The following is a 21,808-nucleotide window of genomic DNA, read 5'->3' on the forward strand; positions in this document are numbered from 1 at the left end:
TTATAGCTCCTGATTCTTGTTCTGTAACTGCCTAATACTATCTAGCTTGTTATTACAAATACTTAAACCTTCTCTAGTGCTTATAAGGCTAAGGTATGTATCTCCAACGGTATCAACACTATAGAAAGACGGATAAACCTTTTGTGTTAGGTATGGGGTGCTATTTGGTGCTATATAATTAGTATCAAACCAACTACAACCAGATAGGCTCAATAACAGTGCTATCAATATGCTAATCCTCATATTTATCTTTAACCTCTTTAGGTGGTAATATCATGAACGGCTTTAGCTCTTTAGGTGTATTCTCATCAAGTAAGCCGCCATCGTCTTTTTTAACTATTCCTAGAGCATTAAAGAAATTATCTGCATAAACTTTTTTAATATGATCTGCACTTTCTAAGCTTGTTATTGTTGATTCATTGGAGTTAAGCCAAGATTGTTGCATCTTAGACATTACATTAATTAATTGCTTATTCTGAGCAGATAGGTTGGCATTCTGGTATATCATAAGTACTAACATTGCTGGTATAACTATGATTAGCACCAATCCAATTAAAGCTTTTTCTAACATGGTTGACACCCGCTAACTAAGCAAGCTATCAATAACACAACACTAAAAATAAGTAACGAATCTAAAAAAGTATATTTCACTTTGCAGCCTTATAATTTGGTTATAAATAAGTGCTAGCTTTCGACCACAACTGCTAGCAAGTTGCGAGGAAGGTAAACAAAAACCTAGGTCTTAACTTGATTAAATTATAAGATTGATTAGAGATTATGGATTTTAACCACCTATTGAATAATATTTTTGTATCTCTTCTTTCTGCATCATAACTTGATGTATTCTATTTGATATTTTTGGATCTTTCATTTGTCTGCAGATATAGTCAATATCTACTGAACGCAAAAACATTTCATAAGCTTCAACCCATGATTTTTTAAAATTATTGGTTATAAAGTAAATTACTTCTTCACTTAATGTGCCTATACATTTTCCAGCATCTCTGAAAGGTATTAGTATTCCATTTTCTACTAAGTTTATATGATATTCAGTTATTGATGTGTCTTTTAAGAATTTACCTTTAGATTTTCTTTGTGCTTTAGAATATATTTGTCTTATTCTCTCTGGACTTTTGCATAAATCATTGGCTATATTTACTAATGTTTCACCTTCTAATCTTCTTTTATAAACACTTACTTCAGTATTATTTAAGTTACTAAAATCATACCCATACTTATTTTTATAAATCAAAAAAAACTCCTATGTGCTTCTTTATACTTCTGCTGATATATGAGATTATCAACTGCTTTAGATATTCTTTTTTTCTTGTTTTTCTTGGCTATTTCTCCTTTGTTTATTATTTCAGCTTGATTAATATCATCATCAAAAAAACACATTTGCTTTTCTTTTATAAATCTAGGCTCTAGTGGTGGCTCATCTCCTGTATTTTTCCAGTGGTATGGATTATCTATTTCATTTATAAATCCATCAATAGAAGCCCTTACACGCTCGTATAGTCTAGCAAAATACATAAGCACATCCATAAGCACCTTTTTGAACTTATTAGACTTCTCAGCTTCTACCATTTTCTTAGGTATCTCGGTTCTCATATATTTCAATAATTCAACCTCATCTGAATTGTTATACATATCATCTGCTGTTGCTACATCAACACCTTTGGCATTAGCTATATCGAATGTATTAATACCATTAAAATATGGTATATTTTCAGCATAATACTCATCTATAGACTTGTCTTTAACCTGCATGTTTTGGTTATACAAGTTGTATACTTCTTGACCTGTTAACATTGTTACTTACTCACTTTGTTATAAATTAATATCAGCATTACTATTACAAATATTTCAAACATGAATTTATCTATCAAAAAGGAATCATTTCATCATCGAAGTTATTAGCATCAAACTGCGGTGTTTCTTGTTGTGGTGATCCGTATGTTGGGTTTGGTTGATTTTGATATCCTTGTTGCTGCCCATGAGTCCAGAAAACTTTAGAATTACCAAGTATTGGCATATCTTCTTCTTTATCACCCTTCTGCTTAACAATTCCATTATTACCGTATTGATCTTGATTATCTGGATCAATGAAAGCCACTAAATTAAGATATGTACCTTTCTTGCCTTTAAATAGCTTTGCTTTATTAATATCATTAACATTTACGCTTATGTTTACACCTATTTTAGCCATGCTACACCTTTACTTTCTTTACTTTTAAACACTTGTCGCAAATATAAACTCTTTTACTGTACTCTGGATATTTGTCATCATCATCCCAATAATAATGACTGGTATGCATATACCTATATTCATGCTTGCAAAACAATCTCTTAAACATTTTTTACTCCTCTAACACTGTCTTAAACGCTTCTATTTTCTTTTCTAGTGATTCAATATATTTTTCGCTTTCATCAAATCTAAACTCTATATCGTGATAAAATTTTAAAATCTTTCTAATCTTTCTTCTTCATCACATAAACCTCCTACTTGCAAATTGACAAAATGCTGTGTTTTTATATTTCTCTATATTTAAGTGTTTTTGCTCAACTTTATGTATTTCACCCCATTTATTAGGTAATGATCTTTTTATAGCATCATGAGCAGCTTTAATCTTCTTAATTCTTGATATCTGCTGACCATCTAGATACTCTTGAAGATTCTCGTTTTTCTGTACCTTATAAGACTTAACACAAGCCTTATCCATAAGCATATAAAGCTTTGATTTATTTACATTCAACATCTCTTGACACTTTTCCAAGCTATACATTTTTCACCTCGCTTATTATTAATTTAATTTATTATTCAATTTATTTGCTATTACAAAATCATTATAAGCCTTACCAGCATCTTTTGGTGTTAGGTAATATCCCAGATGTTTCCGCTTACCATTAAATTGAATTTGAGCTCGATATTTACCAATACTTTTATGAAAAGAAACACCTCTATAAGATATTTCCCCATAAATTCTTTGGTTTAAGCTTTGCTCACTAGATGTGGCCCATCTACAGTTATCTTTAAAATATCCTTTATCATTATCAATACGATCTAAGGTTAATCCTTCTTTAAAAGAAGGATACATATCATTAATAAAGATTTTAATATCCATCCATTCATCGCATACTTTAATACCTCTACCACCGTAGTTTTTAAAATGTTTATGATTTACATTATTACATCTAGATAACATTTGTTTCCAAGTACCATAAAGCCTATGATTAGTTAACTTATGAGTAGTGTTACTTTCAGCAGTTCTCTCTTTTTGCAAACAACCACAACTATTAGTTTTGCCTCTTATAATTTCACTCAGCTGAACCTCTTTATAATTACCGCAACCACATTTACAAAGCACTTTTCTTCTCTTTACTCCGCTAGGTTGAACATGTGGCTCAACTTCTTTGATGATAGTTAGCTTTCCATACCTATTTACAGCATCTTCTAGCTCTATAGCTTTATCACAAATCTCATTTTCTACCGTTACATCAGTCATTTCGCAGATGTCGTCGTCAATTTCTGGCGTGTAGCTGCTCATTATTTAGCTCCGAATATAAATTTATAAATTATTTTAAAAATGCTTTCTTTTGGAACGAAGTATTTAGCCTTATCTAAACCACACTCATGATTTCTAGCAATTGATGTAATTGATCCAAACAAAGTACATCTCATGACAGGTTTAAAAACACCATCATCAGCAAGCTTGCAAAACTTACAATCTCTACAATCTTTAATCATTCAATCACCTCATCTATAATTTCTTTTAATTCAACTAAAGTCTTAGCTCTATACTCCTTGTTACCTAAAAACTTATCCTTGGTTCTTGCTATGTATTCCTTGCTATCAAAAGTAACGTAAGACTCACTAGAAACGCTTTTAACCTTTTCTAATATGTAGTTGTACAACTGTTGGTTATTCATTGATTTACTCATAAATCGCCACCACTGTATTTTTTTATTCTTATTAGCGTTTTACCTTGCTTAGTGGGGCATAAACCAACAATCTCGCTCTTTATGCTTCTAACATACTTCCAGCTATCATCTCTTAATACTTTCGCTTTAACTAAGCCGTCAAGAATGGTTTTATTAACGTTATCAACATCTCTTAACCTTTTATCTTTCATATATAGATAAACGCTAACCTCAACAGGGTATTGCTCTATTTCTTTACTTGATAAAGCTGAATAAAATATTTCATCTCTAAACTGTTTGTGAGCTTTGCTAAGTCTCTGACCACCATTAGCATTTCTCTTATACAAGTCGTTAGAACTAGGTGGGTATGCTGATACTGTGATTATTGTTTCACTCATAATGAAACACCTCTTTCTATCAATCTTGGCTTTCTAATATTCTCGTAATAATCCATTACATCTGAATCTTTATAATGCCAAACACCATTTTTCTTAATCCGACCTACTTTACCTTGAGAATGAAGTGTATAAATTAAGCTAGTACTTTTATAAAGATCATCAACATCTTTGGCTGTGTAGTTATATTTGCTTTCATCAACTACACCATCTACCTCCTGCTCGAGACTAAAATCAACATCACCTTTAGCTTGGTTTAAAATCTCATGAAAGACTTTTTCTAATCCTTTTTTGACCTCTCTCCCTTGATCTTCAACTTTAAACTTGTGATCGTTATATTTTTTCTCAGCTTCCTTATACTCTTTATACTTAACTTCAAGATTGTTTTTAACTCTTTGAAGAGCCACTTCTTTAAAATCATTAACTGAAAATTCAATGAAGTTTTTAACTAATATATTTAAATCCCAACCACTCATTACACACCCACCATTTTATAAGTTGCATACTTAACATCTTTGCTTACATTAACTATCTCGTGACCCTTGACTCTTAAGTCGTAAATTCTCGCCCCAAGTCTCATGCAACCGTATTCTAATAAAGCTTCTAATGGTGTTAACTCCTTACCACTTTTCAAATGCTCAAGTATTTGTTTTTCTTGGCTCATAATTGCTCCTATGCTGCTTTTAACTGTTCTTTCATAAAGCTTTTGCAAGCTTCTAACTTGTTTGGATTGCTCATAATGTCATCTGAGAACTCTCTACAACCTATTAACACTTTCATAAATTGTTCAAATGTAAATTTAGTACCTTTTAACTTTCCTATGGCCATTTCAATATGAAATATTTGGAAGTCTGAACCTTGAACAAACCCCCACACTTTAGTAACAAAGTCATCTATTGGTTGTTGATTATGCTTAGCTCTTAATTTTTCCTTTATGTGTTCTGGCAAGCTCATCTTAGTAAATGGTGCAAACTCACGATTAAATAAATCTTGTAATCCTTGTCTAGTTAAATAAGCTTCACAATCTAGTTTTTGGCTGTTTTCTATTTGTTGATATGCTGTGTGTCTAGTTGCTCTCATAGCCTCTAGCTCGCCTCTAATATCAGCAGGCTTTGGTTTAACTCGATTACTAGAGATATATCTACCACACGCATTCCCAACATCGCTATAGCTGTAATACTTCAACACGCTATGCCAAGTACCTATAATCAGTCTATTTTTTTCATCATCTTCATCATGTAAGATGTTGTAGTTAGCATCTAACAGGTTGACTATCTTTTGTGTTTGTTCCTGAATCATAATGTAACTCCTTGCATTGCTCTTTCAATCTTAGACATCGGTTTAGGCTCGTTAAGGTAAACATCCATCTTTGTGCCGAATAATGTTTGCGGTCTTAGATATCTAGCCATATCTGGCTTACATATCCATTGCTTAGTTTTGATCTCAATAACTTGCTTAAAGTCTTCTAAGGTATAACCCTCATTAACTCTTGCTTGGATATGCTGCTGATAAACTCTATTTGTTGGCTTGAAGTTTTTATTGACTGCTTGGTTTAGATATCCGATAACCTCTCTTGTGATGTCGTTAGCTTTGATAACTTCTACATCAGAATCTTTTTTATTACTTTCTTTCTCAGCCACTAAACATCCTTGTTCTTTCAAGAATATTCTTTGGTGCTGACCACAATAAAGATTATCGTTTATTTTAGAATTTGCTTTTCTCTTGCAATCTTGACTACAATTTTCATAACCAAAATAAGGTTCAATAATCAAAGGGACTATAGGGTTATTATTACTATCAGTATTTACTTCTTCAGTATTTACTTCTTTATTAGTATTTAATAGGTGCGGGTTTTCCGATTTCGGTTTTCCAGTAACTGGTTTCCCGTTTTCGGCTTTATCCGATTTCGGGTTTTCAGTAACTCGGGTAGCAAATTCATGGACAACATATTCCCATCCTATAAATTTACCTTTTTCATCTCTTACCCTATTTTCATGAATATACCCAAAAGAAACAAGCTCATCAAAAGCTGTATTTAAAGCGTCTCTACCTTCAGTAAAGTGATTTAAAAGCTCTTTTTTATTAAGCTCCCAAGTATTTGGTAGAGTCATAAGATAACCATATATACCCTTTGCTCTACCACTTATCTTTGGATTTCTGAAACACTCATTTGCTATAATTGAATAATCTTCTGTCTTTTCTCTACGGATTATCATACTAACTAACCTTTATTTTTGACTTCGTTAATCTTTGTATTTGAATTTGTCTTTTAGGAGGTATTTCACCATCTTTAACCCATCTCCCAACCGCTGCTCTTGTAACACCTAAAGCTAGAGCAAGCTTATTCTGGTTTCCAAAATAATTAAGAACTTCTTGAATATTCATGTAATTATTTAGTTTACTTTCTGTTACTTAAAGACTAACAAAATAATAAATATTGTCAATAATTAATTTACACTATGATTAATTACATGTTTAGATTTGTCAACCAATCGTTTACAACATGAAAACATGTTGGTAAAATTTAATTGCCCTAGGAGAAACAAAAATAAATGAATAAGAATATGAGAGATGTTAAGCATTTAATAAAGGATAGTGGTATATCACAATCTGAACTTGCAAGAAAATTAGGCATAAGTAGAGCATCTGTTAATGCTTGGGTTAAAGGAATACAATCACCCACCCTAAAAAGATATAAAGAACTTCTTAAGGTTTTAGATATTAAAGAAGATGCTAGCAAAGATGATTTATATAACTTATCAAAAGAGGCTCAACCAATTAGATACGCTCCAGTTCTTGATTATATACAAGCTGGGCATTTTAGTGGTGTCAGCAATCTGCCAGATGGTATTGAGCATGCTATTGTTCCAGAATCAGTTGATCTTGACCCTGAGAATGATTTCATATTAAAAGTTCGTGGCGACTCTATGTACAACCCTAGCAATAGAAAATCTCTTAATCCAGATGAGCTAGTTGTTGTTGATACTAAGAAGTGTCCAAATATTGGTGATGTAGTTGTTGCTTATGTAACAGGTGCTTGTGAAGCAACTATAAAGCTTGTTACTGGTGAAGTTGGCAATATGTATCTAGAGCCATTAAATGAGAAATATTTAGGGCGTGATGGCTTTGTAATACCCAAGGATGACGAAGTACATATCAAAGGAGTTGTTAAAGCTGTAATACCACCAATTAGAAAGTTTATATCATGAGAAAAAATAAAGATAAGCTAAAAAAAGATCTTAAATTTTTAGCTATTAAGGCAAGTGTTGCTTTTGTTGGGATAATTATTGTGTATTTTTTAGCTGAACCAATAGGACATTATATTGCTAATATGGTAGTACCTAAGCACTCTTAACAAAACCCCTATCATCAAACTCTTTCTTATCTAAGAATTTACACATATTTGGATAATTATTATCACATTCTGCTTTAGCCATCTCGTACAGTATGCTTGAATTAACTGATGTCTTATAACAGATATAAGATAGCTGGATTATGATTATTGCTAGCAGTATTGGGATTAGTTTTTTCATTTGTTCAACCTATTAAAATTTAATATTATCAATTCAACCAAATTAGTAAAAGATTCACTATCAGCAAAATAATTCTTATATGATCTTCTTAACTCGCTAACTGATGATACCTTAACCATTACAACATTAATATTTTTGTTATTAATATTTTCTTTTTCTATCTTATCATGAAACTCTCTAGCATCTTTAGCATTAGATAAAGCATAATTTTTAACTTCAAAATTACTTCTGTCAAGAATCAAAACAACATAAACATTATCATTTAGAATATCATCTGAGAAATAAGAAAAAGCTCTATATGTAGTTAGCTTATTGAAAACATCCATACTATTATATAACTGTATAAACTCCTTCATAGCCTTTGATGGAACATTTTCAATACTCTTAATTCTTCTATTCACACCTTCTTTAATACCAAATAACTCTGAAACTAAATAAAAAAACCTTCTCCACTCTGGGCTACCTCCACCACTCTTTAAGTCTTGATCTTCAAATATATCTATTATCTCAACTGTTGTAGCCCAGTAATGCTGTATAGAAGTTCTTAATTGTATTTCAACTGTTTTATTATTAAACACAAGGTTTGGATCTCGATGCTTATATATAAAATGAATACTTTTATAACCATCATATCTATATTTATTAGGGTCATAAATATAATCATCTCTTTCAGTTATATTTTCAATTTTTAATAACTCAGATCGTATTTTATTTAAACTATCTATATTTGAGGCAATCACCCGACAACCAGCTATATCTTGCATCTTATCAAGCCTTAATGTTGATATCTTTCTTAGCTTAGCAGTAATTGATTCCTCTCTTTTTAACCTAGCTCCAAAATATGATGATGGATCAATCTTTATAGAAATGTCTTTGATTGTTTTATATATATGACTTAAAGAAACATCATGCCTAGATCTCCATTCTGACATAATACTAAAAGCTTCATCAAATGACATATCAATATCTTTTCTACCTTTTAAGACCTTACCAGCTTTTTCAACCTGCTTTTTGCTAATTATCAAGTTAGTATCTGCCATTAAATTATTTGTATCAATTATATTCATAATTACTAAATAGTTAAATAAACCACCCTCTTTCTATAATTTTTCACATCTTTCAAAGCCTTTATTTTACAGCAGTTTGAAATTGTGTAAATTATTTATGGACAAATTTGTACTTTTTTAGTTGACAATAGTGAAATTACATGTCAACATGTAGTTAACAGTTGATCGAGTGATGACAACTAAAGAAACTAAAAGATACTTAAAAACCGAGACAAAGATTACTAGGAATTAAAACCTAATACCGATAAAGCTTTTATTGAGGGTTAAAGCATTGGGTTGAAAGGATGAGTGATCCGTAGAGCAGCTACGCGATAGTTCTTAATTTATTAACAACAGGGCAAACGAGAGCTATCACATAGATGTTTTACAGAATATACAGTTGATGCACTTCTTAATGATTTACACACACAAACAACCTTCTGAGGTGTATCAATTGTATGTTTTATATAAGGAGAGATATATGAAAGTAGGTAAATATGACACTAATGATGCAAAGCTTGAGCAGTTAGATAATGGCAAATGGTTAGCCACTGATCTTGACGGCAAACAATGGGTTTGTGATCGCAAGCCTTTCAATAATGGATTGGGTACATGGTTTGTTAAATTGAAAATAAATGAGAACTATGAAGACGTTATGAGAATGGTTAAGGAGTGAGATATGACAACAAAAACATTGATAAACGATGAATGTCACGATGTCACAGAATACTACAAAACTGTTGATCTATCAGATGCCTATGCAGATGAGCTGGATAACCTAGAAGTATCAAGCATTAACAATGAAGAGATGAAAACTTTTCTATTTGAGTGTTTAGATGAAGAAGCTGAACGTGTTTGGGATGTTATTAGATATCAGTATATGCCACATAGTAGTTATAACCATTATCAATTAATAGATTTCGACTCTGGTTATCTTGATGATAGCTACGAAATAGAAATAAAACTTAGTGATGATATAAGTGTTATAGCAGATGTTAATGTTTTCTTTGACATTGATTATGACTTCTATGATCCAAGATATGATGATTGTGATTGTTATCACAAATATACAGCTAAATCTGTAGCTATAAATAAATTTCAAGTTACAAATACACAAATCAAAAACTTGCCTGCTTTAGTGGCTTAGGAGTAGAAAATGAAAAATAATTTTTTTAATAATAACGGAGTTTTGATCGTAGCATCATCTATAAATGATGCATTGGAGCAAGCAATGCCAAGAATAAGACCTAGAAGTCAATGTTTTTATAGAAAAAACATTGCAGAAGAGTTAAGCAAATATGGGGAAACTTTAGTCGATGTTCATGCTGGATGCGGAATTCATTTTAAAATAATTTTAGATGAGGTTAAAGATGCTTAAAAAACTAATTCAAAGATTGAAGACAAAGAAGTTTATAACGATTGAGAGTCACTCAATCATATTAACAACAGATTTGCTTATTAAAGAGCATTACTCAAGAGAAAAGAAAAGCAAAAATATTAAGATTAGACCAGTTTAGGAGGTCGTTATGGATTATTACGATCATGAAGCTATGAGCCGTAGCAAGCTTGTAGATTTGGATAAACTTACACCTTATGAATGGTATTTAAAATATTTAGCTAATGCTCTAGAAAGCAAAAGCACTAAAGCATTATATTTTGGATCAGCTTTTCATTGTGCGATATTAGAGCCACATTTATACAATGATTTATATTGTTATAACCCTTACGACATGAGAACTAAACAAGGTAAGGAATTTGCAGAAAAAAATATTAATAAAACCATATTAAGTAAAGCAGATAATGACTTGCTTAACAATATGCTTTTCAGCTTATCAAACCACCCTGCCCACAAGATAATAAAGTCTTGTGATCTTAAAGAAAAGGAATTTTATTTTGATTTAGAGGGTGTTGAGTTTAAAGCAAAGTTAGATGCTATCAATACTAGTAAAAAAATTATATTTGATGTCAAGACTTGTAGAGAAGCTTTTATTAGTCCTAAGCAATTTGCTAGCGAAATGATTAATTATCACAATGCTGAGCAAGTATTTATATATAGCGAAGCTTATCGCCAGAAATACGGTACTAATCCAAAGTTTTATTTTATTTGTATAGAGAAGAAAGAACCTTATCAAGTGCAGATATGGGATGCTTCTTGTTTATATGAATATGGATATAAAAAGACTTTAGAGTTAATAAATAAATACAAACAACTAAAAGAAAAATACGGTGATGATGCTTGGATAGATAACGAAATTCTAGTAGCTGAATTGCCTTATTATGCTGAGAAATATTTAATGGAAGGAGAAAGTCATGAGTAATTTAGTAGTAGCAAAACAGTGCTTAGCATCTGCTGAAAAAAGTTTTATTGGTATTTCTGGTGATGAAAAAAAGTATAAAAGAGAGTGTAATTTTGCTGTTCAATCATTACAAGCTAATAGCTACATGCTACAACAAGCAAATGCTAATCCTAATAGCTTAAGAAATGCAATTATAAACCTTGCCAGCATGGGCTTAACTCTTAACCCAGCTGAGAAAAAAGCTTACCTTGTTCCTTACGGCGGTAAAAATCCAAGAGTAGATTTGCAAATTAGCTACATGGGATTAATTGATTTAGCTATATCTGATGGTGCTATTATGTGGGCTCAAGCTAAAGTTGTAAGACAAAATGACTTGTTCAATATTACTGGAGTTGATACCCCACCAGAGCATAAATATAACCCTTTTGATAGTGAACAAACAAGAGGTGATGTTATCGGAGTATATTGTGTAGCCAAATTTCCCAATAGCGATTATATAACTGAAATAATGAGTATTACAGATATAAATTCAATCAAATCAAGGTCAAGTGGAGTCAAGTCTGGAAATACCACTCCATGGGACACAGATTTTGATGAAATGGCAAAGAAAACAGTTATTAAAAGAGCTAGCAAATACTGGAAAGGTTCAAGCAAATTATCTAAAGCTATAGATTTTCTTAACAACGAAAATAACGAAGGTATTAATTTCAATAAGCAAGAAGAAAAGCCAAAACAAAATATTAATGACTTAATGAACGATGATGTAGTAGATATAGACAGCGAGGTTGGTGATGAGTAAAAAAATAATTAATGAAATAGCAGAGCAAGTTAAAAACGAAGCAATAAAACTTGATGGATGTGATGCAACAACTGCAGTTTTAGCAGTTGTAAGAGCGATGTGCTTTGCTTCTGTAGTATCAAATTCTCTTGGCAAAAACTTCAAAGAAGACAAAGTTAGTAAACTTTGTGATGAGGTTTTAAATTGTATATATGATGAGGTAGGTGATGAAAACATTCAAAGTTGAAGTTGAAAAGACTTACACAAAATGGATTAAAGAAAGTGAATATTACAAATAAAAACAAGGAATTGAAAATGAAAAAAATACTATTAACTTTATCAGTTGTAACTTTAATAACATCTTGTACGCAAGTAGATACTGGAACAACAGCAGTTAAAAAATCATGGGGAGATGTTGGAGATACAACATATACTAGTGAAGTGGTAGGATATAACCCTTTGACTACAGATGTACTGAAATATAATACTAAAGATCAAAGTATGTTATTCCCCAACGCCCCTATACAGACCCAAGACCAATTAACCGCACATGTAGATATGAGAATACAATATAGAGTTGTACCTGAAAAAGTTCCTTACATAGCTTCTAATATTGGAAGTGAAGAACAGTTAGTAGCTAGCAAGCTAAAACCTAACTTTTACTCTATGCTTAGAGAGACTACAAAGTCACTAAAGAGTGTTGATATGCTATTTAATAGCAAGGTTCAATCACAGATACAAAGTGAGTTAACTAATCACTTAAACACCAAGCTTATGAAGTTTGGTATTGAAGTTCAGCAAGTAATGATTTCATCAGATATTAAGCTACCGAAATTTATACAAGATGCCATTAAAAATAAGAAAGAGAGAGAGCAACAAGTATTAACACAACAAGCTGAGCTTGATAGAAAGAAGATAGAAGCCCAGCAAACAGTTGTAGAAGCTCAAGCTAAACTAGAAGCTACTAAGCAAGATGCACTATCTGTTAAACAAATGGCTGATGCTAACTCATACAAGATAGAAAAAGAATCTATAGCACTTAGCAAAGCTGGCGACAACTATGTAAGACTACAGGCTGTTGAAGCTCTTAAGGGCATGGCTAAAGATCCATCGGCTAAATTCTACAGTCTTGGAGATGTTAATAATGGTCTCCTGCCAATCCTTAACATGGATAAAAAATAGGTGCTGATATGGTTTTAAGAATTATATTTATAGTTATTGTCAATATTATGTTCTTGGTTGGTTTAATTCTTATTGCTAAAAACTCTAAATACATAACTAGGGGCGTAAGTGATATTTCAAGATTATTGATAAATAACTACAAAAGCATTATTGGCACTGCTCTGATTATAGCTATTGCTATATTGATAAACTTTTTTATTTTAACCGTTTTAAACTAAGGTTCTAATATGGGTAGAGCAACTGAGATTATTCACTTAGTACGCACTGGAGATACTAAGAAGGAGCTATATAGCTATATTGACCCAGTCAAAGCTAAGAAACAGATTAAAGAGGATAAGAAGAATGATAATAAAAATGTCAAATATTCAGATTTATAGATTAAGTCTATTATTAATACTGTCCATGGTTTCACTTTATATATCGCCAGTAATACTTTTTTTACTATTGTTCATAGGATTTATGGCAACTAGTGCATTTGGTGTTTTTACGGTTATATCAATAATATTTATCCCAATTAAGCTTTTACATTGTTTATTTGTGCCTAACAAAGATAGCTACAAAGAACTTATTGATGTCTTATGTATTTTTATATTCAGTACGTTTGGGACTTTTATGGTTTTATATTTTTATATTAGGGACGGTAAATTTGACGGAGGTTAAGTAATGGAGTTAAATAAAGATTTTTTGAGTGAGATTATTGGTACATAAATATTATCAATAGAAACATCTTATGAAGGTTTTAAAATTAAAACTATCAAACACGTGATTTTTATATCAGAATCCAGTCTTGTTAAAAAAATTAAGGAGTGGCTTGTAACTCAAAATAGTTGGTGGGAATGTGGTTATTTTGACCATAAACTCGGTAATTATTATTGTCGTATTCTTTATATTGATGAAATTTTCATTGCGACAACCGAATTTCAAGCAGTGTATAAAGCTGGAGAGCATATTTGGGGGAAAGATAATGAACGTAAGTGAAGAAATAAAAAATGAGATATTGTTGGAAGTTTACAATATTTTAAAAGATGAATTTTCTAATATAAATAAATTTAAATACATTACTATAGATTGTAGTGGTGAGGTTTGTATTTGGTCTGAAATACCAACAACAAATAAAGACTCGGTTTGGTATCGGTCAAATGATATAACCGAATGGGAATATGTAAGAAATTGTCTTCGATTAACAAAACTACTCCTAGAAATATCAACCGACTGGGAAGAGCTATGTTTTGAATTGCCTAATCCTAAGAAAGAATGGGAGAGTGATGTCAGAGACATACATATAGAGCATCTTGATAGCAACACTCCTGTAGTTAGGACTGTTTTTATAGATGGTGTAAATGTATATGAATCACTTAAAAAACTACAAGCTCAGCAAGAAATCTACGACATCATTGCTAAGTGTCAGCATGAGTTAGAGCCTGATTGGGATAGAGAAGAAAAGTATTTTCTAGCATTAGATTCACGTTATAACGAATGTTATTTTTATATTGATTCTTATGCAGGATATTTAGTAATTGATTCAAGACTGTGCATGAGTTTAGAAGTAGCTCATCACATAAGTGGAAACGAACTAATAACAAAAGAACTCTGGCTAGAAGCTTTTAGTTAGTCAAACAAATAAACCACAATTAAAAGCCTTTAAGTACAAAGGTTTCATATATCTTAACGACACTGATGTCGTCAACAAATCAAACAATTTTATATTAAGTAAGGAGAAATGATATGAGTAATATACTTATACGAGCAAAAAACATACATCTAGCTTTAGATGTTGGTAAAGACAAGGTTTATGAATGGAGAAAAAAATATAAAGAACACTTTCCAAAGCCTTGCATAAATGAGACAAAGCTTATTCTTTATAGAAGATCTGACATTGAAGAATTTGCTGATAAACTTCCTCAACTTATTAATTCATCTAAATAATCAGCCCATACTTGCAACATTTCTTCTCTTTCTTCTAAGTAGTCATACTTATTGTAAGTAGCCTTAACTTTATTTTTTTCCCTGTGAGCTAATACCATCTCAATAGCTTCACTTCTCCACTTATAATGTCTAGCCATTTCATATAATGATGTTGATATTATATGCCTAAAGCCGTGAGCTGTCTGCTTAGGCTTATCACCCTTTCCATCATATCCTAAAATCTTTTGTAAATTAGAGTTTAAATGATTTCTAGGTCTATGTACCTTTGAATTATGAGAGCTAACAAAAATGTATTTATCGTGCATCTTCATATATTCTAATCTAGCTATGCACTCTTTTGCTTGCCTAGATAGTGGCACTATATGTTCATATCGCATTTTCATTCTTTCAGGTTTTATCCTAATGCAGCTTTCTTCTATCTCTCCCCACTCCATAGCCAATAACTCTAAAGGTCTTAATCCTGTATAAATCAATAATTTAAAAGCTTCTCTAGTCTGTTGATTTTTATGATTAAAGCAATCACTTATTAGATTTTTAAATGCTTGCTTATCTTTAACAGGATCTATAAAGGCTAAGTTTTTTTCTTCTTTCTTTATTAGTGCTAGTGAAATATCTCTAACTGGATTATACAGGCACAACCCATGTGCTATCGCATATTTAAATACCATATTAAGATTAAATCTTAATCTATCTCTTTGACCTAGTGTGCCTTTTTTTTCTAACTTTTGTAATATTGATATTATTTCTAAAGGCTCTATTGTATTTATATCTCTATTCCCTATAACTGGATAAGCATATAGCTCCAATCTTGATATTGATGATTTTATATATATATCTGTTAATCCTGATTGCCTACAGTTTTCAATAAATTTTTCTGCTACATATTTGAAGTTTTTACTCTCATCATTTTGTATCTTGGGATTGCGACCAGCTTTAATATCTTTTTTTATTCTAAATGATTCTTCTCTGGCTTCTTGTAATGACATTACTGGGTATTTTCCTAAGCTAACAACATTTCTCTTTTTATCTTTTGTATAGATATACAGAAATGACTTATTACCATTTGGGTCTACTCGTATATATAGATTATTACCATCTCCTTGGGTATAATCTCTGCCTGTAGCCTTTAGTTTTTTTATTTTTAAATCTGATAGTTTCATTGTGTGTAAGATTTCTTCTGTGTGAAGTTTGTGTGTAACATTAAACACTATTTATACAGAATTATAAAGAATCATACAGAAATAAATAAATTGAAAGCTAGTAGTATAAAGAGTTATATAGATTTATATAGAATGATTGAAAGTTCCTGTATAGGTAAATAAATTTAGCTTAACGGTAACGGCTTTGACTTGCTATTGCAATTCTATCTTCCATTGCTTGCTGTCTTGATAATTGTACAGATTCACCAGCAACGGTAGACATATCAGTCATTTCACCTCTTGGACCTAAAGTAAATCCTGTGACATTTGAATAAGCTATTGAACTAATTGAGCCCATAATAAATAGGCTGAGTAGTATCTTTTTCATTTTTTTAACTCTTATTTATTCTTACAATTGTAATTTTACATTAAAAAATAGATTATAAAAATATATTGTTCTTATGTGTTTTATAAACTTTATTGATAAAACTAAAAGAGGTAATTTACGTTTCTCTCTGTAAACAAACATTTATAAATTTTGCCACTTCTTGTTCTAAATTGTTACGTATCCCCACGCCTCTAACTAAATAGAAAGAAGTTTCACCAAAGTAATATTTTTCTAAAACAGGAACTATTTCATCATTGCTACTTGCGAATATGTCTAAAGTGTTAATAATAAAACTACACCTTGCAACTAAGCTAGGGTCATACATAGCATTATTAAGAAATAAACTTGAACTTAAACAGACCTGTTGTTTTGATCCATTTTCTTCTGAAGTACCTATTAAAGTTTCTCGACCCTTATTATTATCAGCAAGCCCAACAACTTTATGTAACTCTAAATCTTTAACTGTTTTAGGAACTCCATTTTCTTTAATATATTTTTTGGATGTATAAAGTTTATTCTTTGCTTTAACTAATGTTTTTATTGTACAGTTTTGTGTTAAAGGTTGCTTTGTTGTTATAGCTAAATCTAAGTCATCTCTAACTAAATCAACCACTCCAGCTGTATATGTAAATATTAATTTTGCATTTGGGTAGCATCTATAAAAATTATCCAACCTACTTGCTATAACATTATCAAAAAACAGTTTTGGAACTCCAATTTTCAAAGTTCCTTTAACTTCTTTTGAGATATTCATTAACCTTTGAAGAGTTTCATTTGCTTGAGTTTCTATATTATTAAAATTCCTATATAGCACCTCCCCATCAGATGTCATTTCTATTAAGCCTCTAGAATTTCTTTTTATTAGCTTCGTGTTAATTGACTCTTCTAGATTTTGAATCCTACGCGATACTGTGCTTTGAGAAATATTCATTTGTCTAGCAAGCTCAGTAAATGTACCTATGTTTATAAGTTTTATAAAAAGAAAAATATCATCATAACTCATACCATCTCCCATTTCTGCATAAGAGCTATGCATTTTTTGCTACAGACAAACTAATACTACTACAAATATACTAATAGTGTAAGTTAAGCAGTTGACTTAACCAAATAAACAACCAAACAAATAAGGAAAATATAAAATGAAAAAAACTATTTCAAAAATCTTACTAACTACTAGTATCTTAGCAACTGCTGCACCAACATTTGCATGCTCAGAATTAAATCATAATTTTGGAAATGACTTAGGACTATATTCTGCTAGAACAATGGATGTATTTATAGATCTACAACCAAGCTTATCTATTTACCCAAAAGGCACAAAAGAAACAGGAGCTCTTGATAGAAATTCTCTTAACTGGACTGATAAGTATGGATATGTATCTGTTGATGAAACAAATTTACACGACCTAACTGCTGAAGGAGTCAATGAAAAAGGTTTATCAGCCCACCTATTATATTTTGGAACTATGGAGCAACCAGAAAGAAATGCTAACATAAAAGGAGTTAATGGTTTAGCTTGGGTTAGATATGTTCTTGGCAATTACTCAAATGTAGATGAAGTCATAAAAGGATTAGGAGATTATCAAATTTATACACCTCAAATAGAACTTCAAGGTAAAAAAGGAAATTTACCAATCCATTACTTAATAGAAGATGCCCAAGGAAATAGCGCCATAATAGAATATGTAAATAAAAAGCTTACTGTACATAAGAATATTAAAGCTATGACAAACGAGCCAAGTTTTGATAAGCAAATGGAAAATTTAAATATTATAAAAAATACCGATTTATATAACATAGATATGATTCCTGGTGGAGCTAAATCAGAAAACAGATTTGTAAGAGCAAATTTTATTAGCGAAAATATGCCTAAAGCGAGCTCTCCAGAGGAAGCTGTAAACTATATGTTTGCTGCTGCAGACTCAGTTTCCGTACCCTTCGTAGAAGGATATAAGGATGTTGATTTTACTGCAGAAGGTGTTCAAGATAAATGGCCAACTCAATGGAAAAGTGTTATTTCAACACAAGATAAAAAACTATATCTTTCTGATGTTCTTGTAGGTAATAGAATATATGTAGACTTAAATGAAGCTAATCTAGAGCAAGGGCAACCTGTAAAGACTATTTCAGCAATGAATAATAACTTAGCTGGTGATGTTACTTATGATATGAGCTCGAAGTAATAAGGAACTACTTAAAATGAAAAAAACTATTTTTACTTTAATTATTTTTGCTAGCATTGTATCAATATTACAAGCAGCACCTCTTCATCAAATACCTTCTTATTCTTTAGCTCTGCATCATCATTCTGCAAAATAATCTCTGAGTTTCTACAGCAAACATTTTGTTAAAATACTCTAACTAAAAATAACATATTAAAACCAATGTTATCTCTAATAGGAAGAACCCCTATAATCAAACTTAAAAATAATAACTGTAATCACAATTTCTATGCTAAGTGCGAATGGGTTAATCCAACAGGAAGCATAAAAGATCGCGTTGCAAAATATATTCTTGACGACCTAATCAACAATAATAAGATACAGTCAAATCAACCTGTTGTTGAAGCTAGCTCCGGCAATATGGGTACATCTTTAGCAGCTATTGCAAAATACTTTAATCATCCAGTACATATTACCTGTCCAGAAAAAACAGGACTAATTAAAAGAAAAATGATTACAAGCCTTGGAGCCAAGTTAACCATTTGTAAGAACACTGCAGATTATAAAGATCCTGAATTTTATGTAAATAAGGCTCGATTAATAGCAGATAAATTAAATGGCATTCTAATAAACCAATACGACAATCCTTTGAATACTGAATGCCACTACAAAACTACAGGCCCTGAGATAGTTAGCTATTTTTTGACGCAAGCTTTAAATATTGATTACTTTATAACAGTCGGTGGTTCAGGAGGAACCATTACAGGATGTGCAAAAAGAATTAAAGAAATATTCCCTAATGCTAAAGTTGTTATGCCAGACCCTAAAGGCTCAGTTTATTATGACATTTTTAATTTTGGTAAACCTATTAAGCAAAATATCTATAGTTATAAAGTTGAAGGTCCGGGGAATCCAGTTTTTTGTAAATCCATGGATCTAGCATATATAGATGAAATAATACAATTCACTGATAATCAAGCTATAGAAGGTTGTAAAGATTTAGCTATTGAACAAGGAATATATGCGGGACACAGCAGTGGGGCAAATTATTTTATACTAAAAAAACTAGCAAATATGCTTCCAAAAAATAAAAACTACAATATTTTAATAATGATTCTAGATAGTGGTATGAAGTATGATTTTGAATGATTAAGAAATTAATATATGAAATATAAAAATTTAGCTGCTATGATTTAAATGTAATTTTTAATAAATAGGAGCTACAAAATGCCTGGTATATTAATAAGTTTTGTCTTACTGCTAATATCTATATTAACTGCTTGGTTCAATAGGCGATGGGGAGTTATAACTTTTTCCATATTCTTAATCGCTGCAAACCTAGTTTTTTTGCATCATGCTACAGATCATTTATCTATTTACTTATAGGAGAGCATTATGAAAAAGATTATTCCAAATGATGCTATAAAAGCATTAAGCGCCATAGAAGCAGCTGGTATAGCAATAATTATTCTAATGGCATTCTTCTTTCAATTTTTCATGGATGAAATCCCCTGCCCACTCTGTCTTTTACAGAGACTAGGGCTACTAGCTATTGGGTTTGGATTCTTATTAAATATGAGATTTCACGTCCGCCCAAGTCATTATGCACTATCACTTTTAGCTGCTGTTTTTACTGCTTTTGTATCATTAAGACAAATTGCTTTACATGTAACAGATCCCGTTGGATTTGGCTCAAAAATTTTGGGATTACATATGTATAGTTGGGTCTTTGTAATATCTATGATTGCTATTATCTATATTGCTATAGTTATGTCATATCCCGAGCAGTACGAAATTCGTAAAAAACCTCAAGAAATCTCAGAGGCTAAAAATAAGAAATTAAAGATATTCACTCATATAATATTTTTACTCTTTGCCTTTATAGTATTAGCTAACGTAACGTCTACTTTTGTTGAATGTGGATTACATGAATGTCCTGATAACCCAACAAGCTATTTATTAGCTTAATCGTTCTCTATATTCTTACACAATTAGTTCTATCTAGATATTTGTTACCATGATTATCTATTAAAGTAGGACAGCTATAATTCCTACTGCATGAAACCAATATCGCACTCAACATAGCTAAAGATAAAATATATTTCATAGAAAAAATTTTTTGTTTTGAGTATCTATAATCTTATATTTAAAGGGTTTATTAACCTTCTATTTCATTTCTAAGTATTTGATCAGTAGTAATCTCTGATTCTGCAATTTCTCTCAAAGCAACTACTGTAGCTTTTTCTTTCTTTTCATTATCTATAGATTCTGAATAGCCATTTCTTAGGATATTATTTGCTCTCATAGATGCTAAAACTACTAAATCAAATCTTGTTTCAACTTTATCTAAACAATCTTCTACCGTTACTCTAGCCATTTTTTACTCCATTTCTTTTCAATAATTGTTTTACTTTGTTATATATAATATCAATTACAGTTTTATTTTGTGCTCCATCAGGAACTATAATATCAGCTTTTCTTTTTGAAGGCTCAATAAATTTAATATGCATTGGTCTAACAGTTTCTAAATATTGATTTATCACACTATCAACGCTTCTGCCTCTCTCATTCTGATCACGCATTAATCTTCGAATAAAACATAAATCAGATGGAGTATCCATATAAACCTTAAAGTCCATCATTTTTAAAAGTTTACGGTCATTAAATAACATAATTCCTTCTAAAATTATAACACTAACTCCACCGGTAATCTTTTCAGCTTTACCTTCAACCCTTGAGTGAGTAGTATAATCATAGTGCGGTATATAGATATCATTACCTTCTACTAAGCTCTCTAAATCTTTTCTTAGTAACTTATGATCAAAAGCATCGGGATGGTCATAGTTAACTTTACAAGCTTCTTCAAAACCAACCATTTCACCCCAATTTTTATAATACCTATCTTCTGAAATTACAGCAATTTTATTCAAATGTTTTGATTTTAATTTTTTAATAATTGCGTTAGAAAATAGTGTCTTACCTGAGCCTGAGCCACCAACTATACCAATTATAAAAACATCGCCTTTACCAGCCATTTTTAT

40 protein-coding genes are annotated in these 21,808 nt (G+C 31.0%); 18 read left to right on the top strand and 22 right to left on the bottom strand.

Features of this window, described 5'->3' with window-relative positions; translation table 11 throughout:
* The 15 genes from lysC to QI37_RS10085 form a co-directional block, all read right to left on the bottom strand.
* The gene (gene lysC, locus QI37_RS03315; protein ID WP_040008523.1) at positions 1–243 is read right to left on the bottom strand and encodes an Rz1-like lysis system protein LysC; all 243 of its coding nucleotides are present in this window, start codon (positions 241–243) and stop codon (positions 1–3) included.
* Positions 233–571, bottom strand: coding sequence for a hypothetical protein (locus QI37_RS03320; RefSeq protein ID WP_040008525.1), 339 nt, complete (start codon positions 569–571; stop codon positions 233–235). Before QI37_RS03320 ends, lysC begins: the two co-directional genes overlap by 11 nt.
* 213 nt (positions 572–784) lie before the next feature.
* A complete protein-coding gene (locus QI37_RS03325; RefSeq protein WP_040008526.1) occupies positions 785–1,252 on the bottom strand; it encodes a hypothetical protein in 468 nt (155 codons plus the stop codon).
* Positions 1,249–1,812: a hypothetical protein gene (locus tag QI37_RS03330; protein WP_040008530.1), complete on the bottom strand. Its 564-nt coding sequence runs from the start codon at positions 1,810–1,812 to the stop codon at positions 1,249–1,251. Before QI37_RS03330 ends, QI37_RS03325 begins: the two co-directional genes overlap by 4 nt.
* A 73-nt stretch (positions 1,813–1,885) precedes the next feature.
* The gene (locus tag QI37_RS09920) at positions 1,886–2,209 is read right to left on the bottom strand and encodes a hypothetical protein (protein WP_052399143.1); all 324 of its coding nucleotides are present in this window, start codon (positions 2,207–2,209) and stop codon (positions 1,886–1,888) included.
* A gap of 280 nt (positions 2,210–2,489) precedes the next feature.
* Entirely contained in the window at positions 2,490–2,786 is a 297-nt protein-coding gene (locus tag QI37_RS03340) for a hypothetical protein (protein WP_040008532.1), read from the bottom strand.
* Between the two features lie 18 nt (positions 2,787–2,804).
* Positions 2,805–3,548, bottom strand: a complete 744-nt coding sequence (locus QI37_RS09925; protein ID WP_081946977.1) for an AP2/ERF family transcription factor — start codon at positions 3,546–3,548, stop codon at positions 2,805–2,807.
* Positions 3,548–3,748, bottom strand: a complete 201-nt coding sequence (locus tag QI37_RS03355) for a hypothetical protein (protein WP_040008535.1) — start codon at positions 3,746–3,748, stop codon at positions 3,548–3,550. The genes QI37_RS09925 and QI37_RS03355 overlap by 1 nt, the downstream gene beginning before the upstream one ends.
* Positions 3,745–3,930: a hypothetical protein gene (locus QI37_RS03360; protein WP_158409063.1), complete on the bottom strand. Its 186-nt coding sequence runs from the start codon at positions 3,928–3,930 to the stop codon at positions 3,745–3,747. Before QI37_RS03360 ends, QI37_RS03355 begins: the two co-directional genes overlap by 4 nt.
* Before the next feature lie 8 nt (positions 3,931–3,938).
* On the bottom strand, positions 3,939–4,319 hold the full coding sequence (locus QI37_RS03365; protein WP_040008547.1) for a RusA family crossover junction endodeoxyribonuclease: 381 nt from the start codon (positions 4,317–4,319) through the stop codon (positions 3,939–3,941).
* Positions 4,316–4,792 carry a hypothetical protein gene (locus QI37_RS03370; protein WP_040008550.1) on the bottom strand — a complete coding sequence of 159 codons (477 nt, stop codon included), beginning with the start codon at positions 4,790–4,792 and terminating at the stop codon, positions 4,316–4,318. The genes QI37_RS03365 and QI37_RS03370 overlap by 4 nt, the downstream gene beginning before the upstream one ends.
* Positions 4,792–4,980, bottom strand: coding sequence for a helix-turn-helix domain-containing protein (locus QI37_RS03375; protein ID WP_040008553.1), 189 nt, complete (start codon positions 4,978–4,980; stop codon positions 4,792–4,794). Before QI37_RS03375 ends, QI37_RS03370 begins: the two co-directional genes overlap by 1 nt.
* An 8-nt stretch (positions 4,981–4,988) precedes the next feature.
* Positions 4,989–5,615: a replicative helicase loader/inhibitor gene (locus QI37_RS03380; RefSeq protein ID WP_040008555.1), complete on the bottom strand. Its 627-nt coding sequence runs from the start codon at positions 5,613–5,615 to the stop codon at positions 4,989–4,991.
* Positions 5,612–6,532, bottom strand: a complete 921-nt coding sequence (locus tag QI37_RS09930; protein ID WP_052399145.1) for a conserved phage C-terminal domain-containing protein — start codon at positions 6,530–6,532, stop codon at positions 5,612–5,614. Before QI37_RS09930 ends, QI37_RS03380 begins: the two co-directional genes overlap by 4 nt.
* A gap of 1 nt (position 6,533) precedes the next feature.
* On the bottom strand, positions 6,534–6,701 hold the full coding sequence (locus QI37_RS10085) for a Cro/CI family transcriptional regulator (RefSeq protein ID WP_081946978.1): 168 nt from the start codon (positions 6,699–6,701) through the stop codon (positions 6,534–6,536).
* Positions 6,702–6,868: 167 nt separating this feature from the next.
* On the opposite strand from QI37_RS10085, the gene QI37_RS09935 reads away from it, so the two are divergent.
* Positions 6,869–7,525, top strand: a complete 657-nt coding sequence (locus QI37_RS09935; RefSeq protein ID WP_052399146.1) for a LexA family protein — start codon at positions 6,869–6,871, stop codon at positions 7,523–7,525.
* A complete protein-coding gene (locus QI37_RS10235) occupies positions 7,522–7,671 on the top strand; it encodes a hypothetical protein (RefSeq protein WP_158409064.1) in 150 nt (49 codons plus the stop codon). The genes QI37_RS09935 and QI37_RS10235 overlap by 4 nt, the downstream gene beginning before the upstream one ends.
* Here QI37_RS10235 and QI37_RS03395 read toward each other — a convergent pair.
* Both QI37_RS03395 and QI37_RS03400 read right to left on the bottom strand, forming a co-directional pair.
* Positions 7,658–7,849 carry a hypothetical protein gene (locus QI37_RS03395; protein ID WP_040008558.1) on the bottom strand — a complete coding sequence of 64 codons (192 nt, stop codon included), beginning with the start codon at positions 7,847–7,849 and terminating at the stop codon, positions 7,658–7,660. The two genes, QI37_RS10235 and QI37_RS03395, sit on opposite strands and share 14 nt — an antisense overlap.
* A complete protein-coding gene (locus QI37_RS03400) occupies positions 7,846–8,916 on the bottom strand; it encodes a RelA/SpoT-related domain-containing protein (protein ID WP_040008561.1) in 1,071 nt (356 codons plus the stop codon). Before QI37_RS03400 ends, QI37_RS03395 begins: the two co-directional genes overlap by 4 nt.
* Before the next feature lie 433 nt (positions 8,917–9,349).
* Between QI37_RS03400 and QI37_RS03405 the strand changes: the two genes are divergently transcribed.
* The 12 genes from QI37_RS03405 to QI37_RS03460 all read left to right on the top strand — a co-directional run bounded on the left by QI37_RS03405 (position 9,350) and on the right by QI37_RS03460 (position 15,078).
* Positions 9,350–9,571, top strand: a complete 222-nt coding sequence (locus QI37_RS03405; protein ID WP_144242703.1) for a hypothetical protein — start codon at positions 9,350–9,352, stop codon at positions 9,569–9,571.
* 3 nt (positions 9,572–9,574) lie between these two features.
* The gene (locus QI37_RS03410; RefSeq protein WP_040008565.1) at positions 9,575–10,042 is read left to right on the top strand and encodes a hypothetical protein; all 468 of its coding nucleotides are present in this window, start codon (positions 9,575–9,577) and stop codon (positions 10,040–10,042) included.
* 9 nt (positions 10,043–10,051) lie between these two features.
* Positions 10,052–10,273 (top strand): hypothetical protein, encoded by a 222-nt coding sequence (locus tag QI37_RS03415; RefSeq protein ID WP_040008568.1) that lies wholly within the window; start codon positions 10,052–10,054, stop codon positions 10,271–10,273.
* Entirely contained in the window at positions 10,266–10,412 is a 147-nt protein-coding gene (locus tag QI37_RS10240) for a hypothetical protein (protein ID WP_158409065.1), read from the top strand. Before QI37_RS03415 ends, QI37_RS10240 begins: the two co-directional genes overlap by 8 nt.
* 9 nt (positions 10,413–10,421) lie before the next feature.
* Complete coding sequence (locus QI37_RS03420; RefSeq protein ID WP_040008570.1) at positions 10,422–11,213, top strand: PD-(D/E)XK nuclease-like domain-containing protein; 792 nt, start codon at positions 10,422–10,424, stop codon at positions 11,211–11,213.
* The gene (locus QI37_RS03425) at positions 11,206–11,991 is read left to right on the top strand and encodes a recombinase RecT (RefSeq protein ID WP_052399147.1); all 786 of its coding nucleotides are present in this window, start codon (positions 11,206–11,208) and stop codon (positions 11,989–11,991) included. Before QI37_RS03420 ends, QI37_RS03425 begins: the two co-directional genes overlap by 8 nt.
* Positions 11,984–12,217, top strand: a complete 234-nt coding sequence (locus QI37_RS03430; RefSeq protein WP_040008572.1) for a hypothetical protein — start codon at positions 11,984–11,986, stop codon at positions 12,215–12,217. Before QI37_RS03425 ends, QI37_RS03430 begins: the two co-directional genes overlap by 8 nt.
* A gap of 68 nt (positions 12,218–12,285) precedes the next feature.
* Complete coding sequence (locus QI37_RS03435; protein ID WP_040008573.1) at positions 12,286–13,152, top strand: SPFH domain-containing protein; 867 nt, start codon at positions 12,286–12,288, stop codon at positions 13,150–13,152.
* A gap of 8 nt (positions 13,153–13,160) precedes the next feature.
* Positions 13,161–13,370, top strand: a complete 210-nt coding sequence (locus QI37_RS03440) for a hypothetical protein (protein ID WP_040008576.1) — start codon at positions 13,161–13,163, stop codon at positions 13,368–13,370.
* A 9-nt stretch (positions 13,371–13,379) separates the two neighbouring features.
* Positions 13,380–13,529 (top strand): hypothetical protein, encoded by a 150-nt coding sequence (locus QI37_RS10245; protein ID WP_158409066.1) that lies wholly within the window; start codon positions 13,380–13,382, stop codon positions 13,527–13,529.
* A 587-nt stretch (positions 13,530–14,116) separates the two neighbouring features.
* Complete coding sequence (locus QI37_RS03455) at positions 14,117–14,764, top strand: hypothetical protein (protein ID WP_040008582.1); 648 nt, start codon at positions 14,117–14,119, stop codon at positions 14,762–14,764.
* Between the two features lie 113 nt (positions 14,765–14,877).
* Positions 14,878–15,078 carry a hypothetical protein gene (locus tag QI37_RS03460; protein WP_040008585.1) on the top strand — a complete coding sequence of 67 codons (201 nt, stop codon included), beginning with the start codon at positions 14,878–14,880 and terminating at the stop codon, positions 15,076–15,078.
* Here QI37_RS03460 and QI37_RS09940 read toward each other — a convergent pair.
* The 3 genes from QI37_RS09940 to QI37_RS03475 all read right to left on the bottom strand — a co-directional run bounded on the left by QI37_RS09940 (position 15,054) and on the right by QI37_RS03475 (position 17,608).
* Positions 15,054–16,238, bottom strand: a complete 1,185-nt coding sequence (locus QI37_RS09940) for a tyrosine-type recombinase/integrase (RefSeq protein WP_052399148.1) — start codon at positions 16,236–16,238, stop codon at positions 15,054–15,056. The two genes, QI37_RS03460 and QI37_RS09940, sit on opposite strands and share 25 nt — an antisense overlap.
* Positions 16,239–16,407: 169 nt before the next feature.
* Complete coding sequence (locus QI37_RS03470) at positions 16,408–16,605, bottom strand: hypothetical protein (RefSeq protein ID WP_040008586.1); 198 nt, start codon at positions 16,603–16,605, stop codon at positions 16,408–16,410.
* Between the two features lie 115 nt (positions 16,606–16,720).
* Positions 16,721–17,608: a LysR family transcriptional regulator gene (locus tag QI37_RS03475; protein ID WP_040010690.1), complete on the bottom strand. Its 888-nt coding sequence runs from the start codon at positions 17,606–17,608 to the stop codon at positions 16,721–16,723.
* A gap of 136 nt (positions 17,609–17,744) precedes the next feature.
* On the opposite strand from QI37_RS03475, the gene QI37_RS03480 reads away from it, so the two are divergent.
* The 4 genes from QI37_RS03480 (at position 17,745) to QI37_RS03490 (ending at position 20,735) form a co-directional block, all read left to right on the top strand.
* The gene (locus tag QI37_RS03480) at positions 17,745–18,788 is read left to right on the top strand and encodes a linear amide C-N hydrolase (RefSeq protein WP_040008588.1); all 1,044 of its coding nucleotides are present in this window, start codon (positions 17,745–17,747) and stop codon (positions 18,786–18,788) included.
* Positions 18,789–18,989: 201 nt separating this feature from the next.
* On the top strand, positions 18,990–19,916 hold the full coding sequence (locus tag QI37_RS03485) for a PLP-dependent cysteine synthase family protein (protein ID WP_040008590.1): 927 nt from the start codon (positions 18,990–18,992) through the stop codon (positions 19,914–19,916).
* A gap of 78 nt (positions 19,917–19,994) precedes the next feature.
* Positions 19,995–20,153, top strand: coding sequence for a DUF5993 family protein (locus QI37_RS10360; protein WP_235261394.1), 159 nt, complete (start codon positions 19,995–19,997; stop codon positions 20,151–20,153).
* A gap of 9 nt (positions 20,154–20,162) precedes the next feature.
* The gene (locus QI37_RS03490; RefSeq protein ID WP_040008592.1) at positions 20,163–20,735 is read left to right on the top strand and encodes a disulfide bond formation protein B; all 573 of its coding nucleotides are present in this window, start codon (positions 20,163–20,165) and stop codon (positions 20,733–20,735) included.
* Positions 20,736–20,925: 190 nt separating this feature from the next.
* Here QI37_RS03490 and rpoZ read toward each other — a convergent pair whose 3' ends face one another.
* Positions 20,926–21,144 carry a DNA-directed RNA polymerase subunit omega gene (rpoZ, locus tag QI37_RS03495; RefSeq protein WP_040008593.1) on the bottom strand — a complete coding sequence of 73 codons (219 nt, stop codon included), beginning with the start codon at positions 21,142–21,144 and terminating at the stop codon, positions 20,926–20,928.
* On the bottom strand, positions 21,137–21,802 hold the full coding sequence (udk, locus tag QI37_RS03500; RefSeq protein WP_040008596.1) for a uridine kinase: 666 nt from the start codon (positions 21,800–21,802) through the stop codon (positions 21,137–21,139). Before udk ends, rpoZ begins: the two co-directional genes overlap by 8 nt.
* Positions 21,803–21,808: the final 6 nt, after the last annotated feature.

The organism is Candidatus Francisella endociliophora (genome assembly GCF_000764555.1).
Classification (GTDB): domain Bacteria; phylum Pseudomonadota; class Gammaproteobacteria; order Francisellales; family Francisellaceae; genus Francisella; species Francisella endociliophora.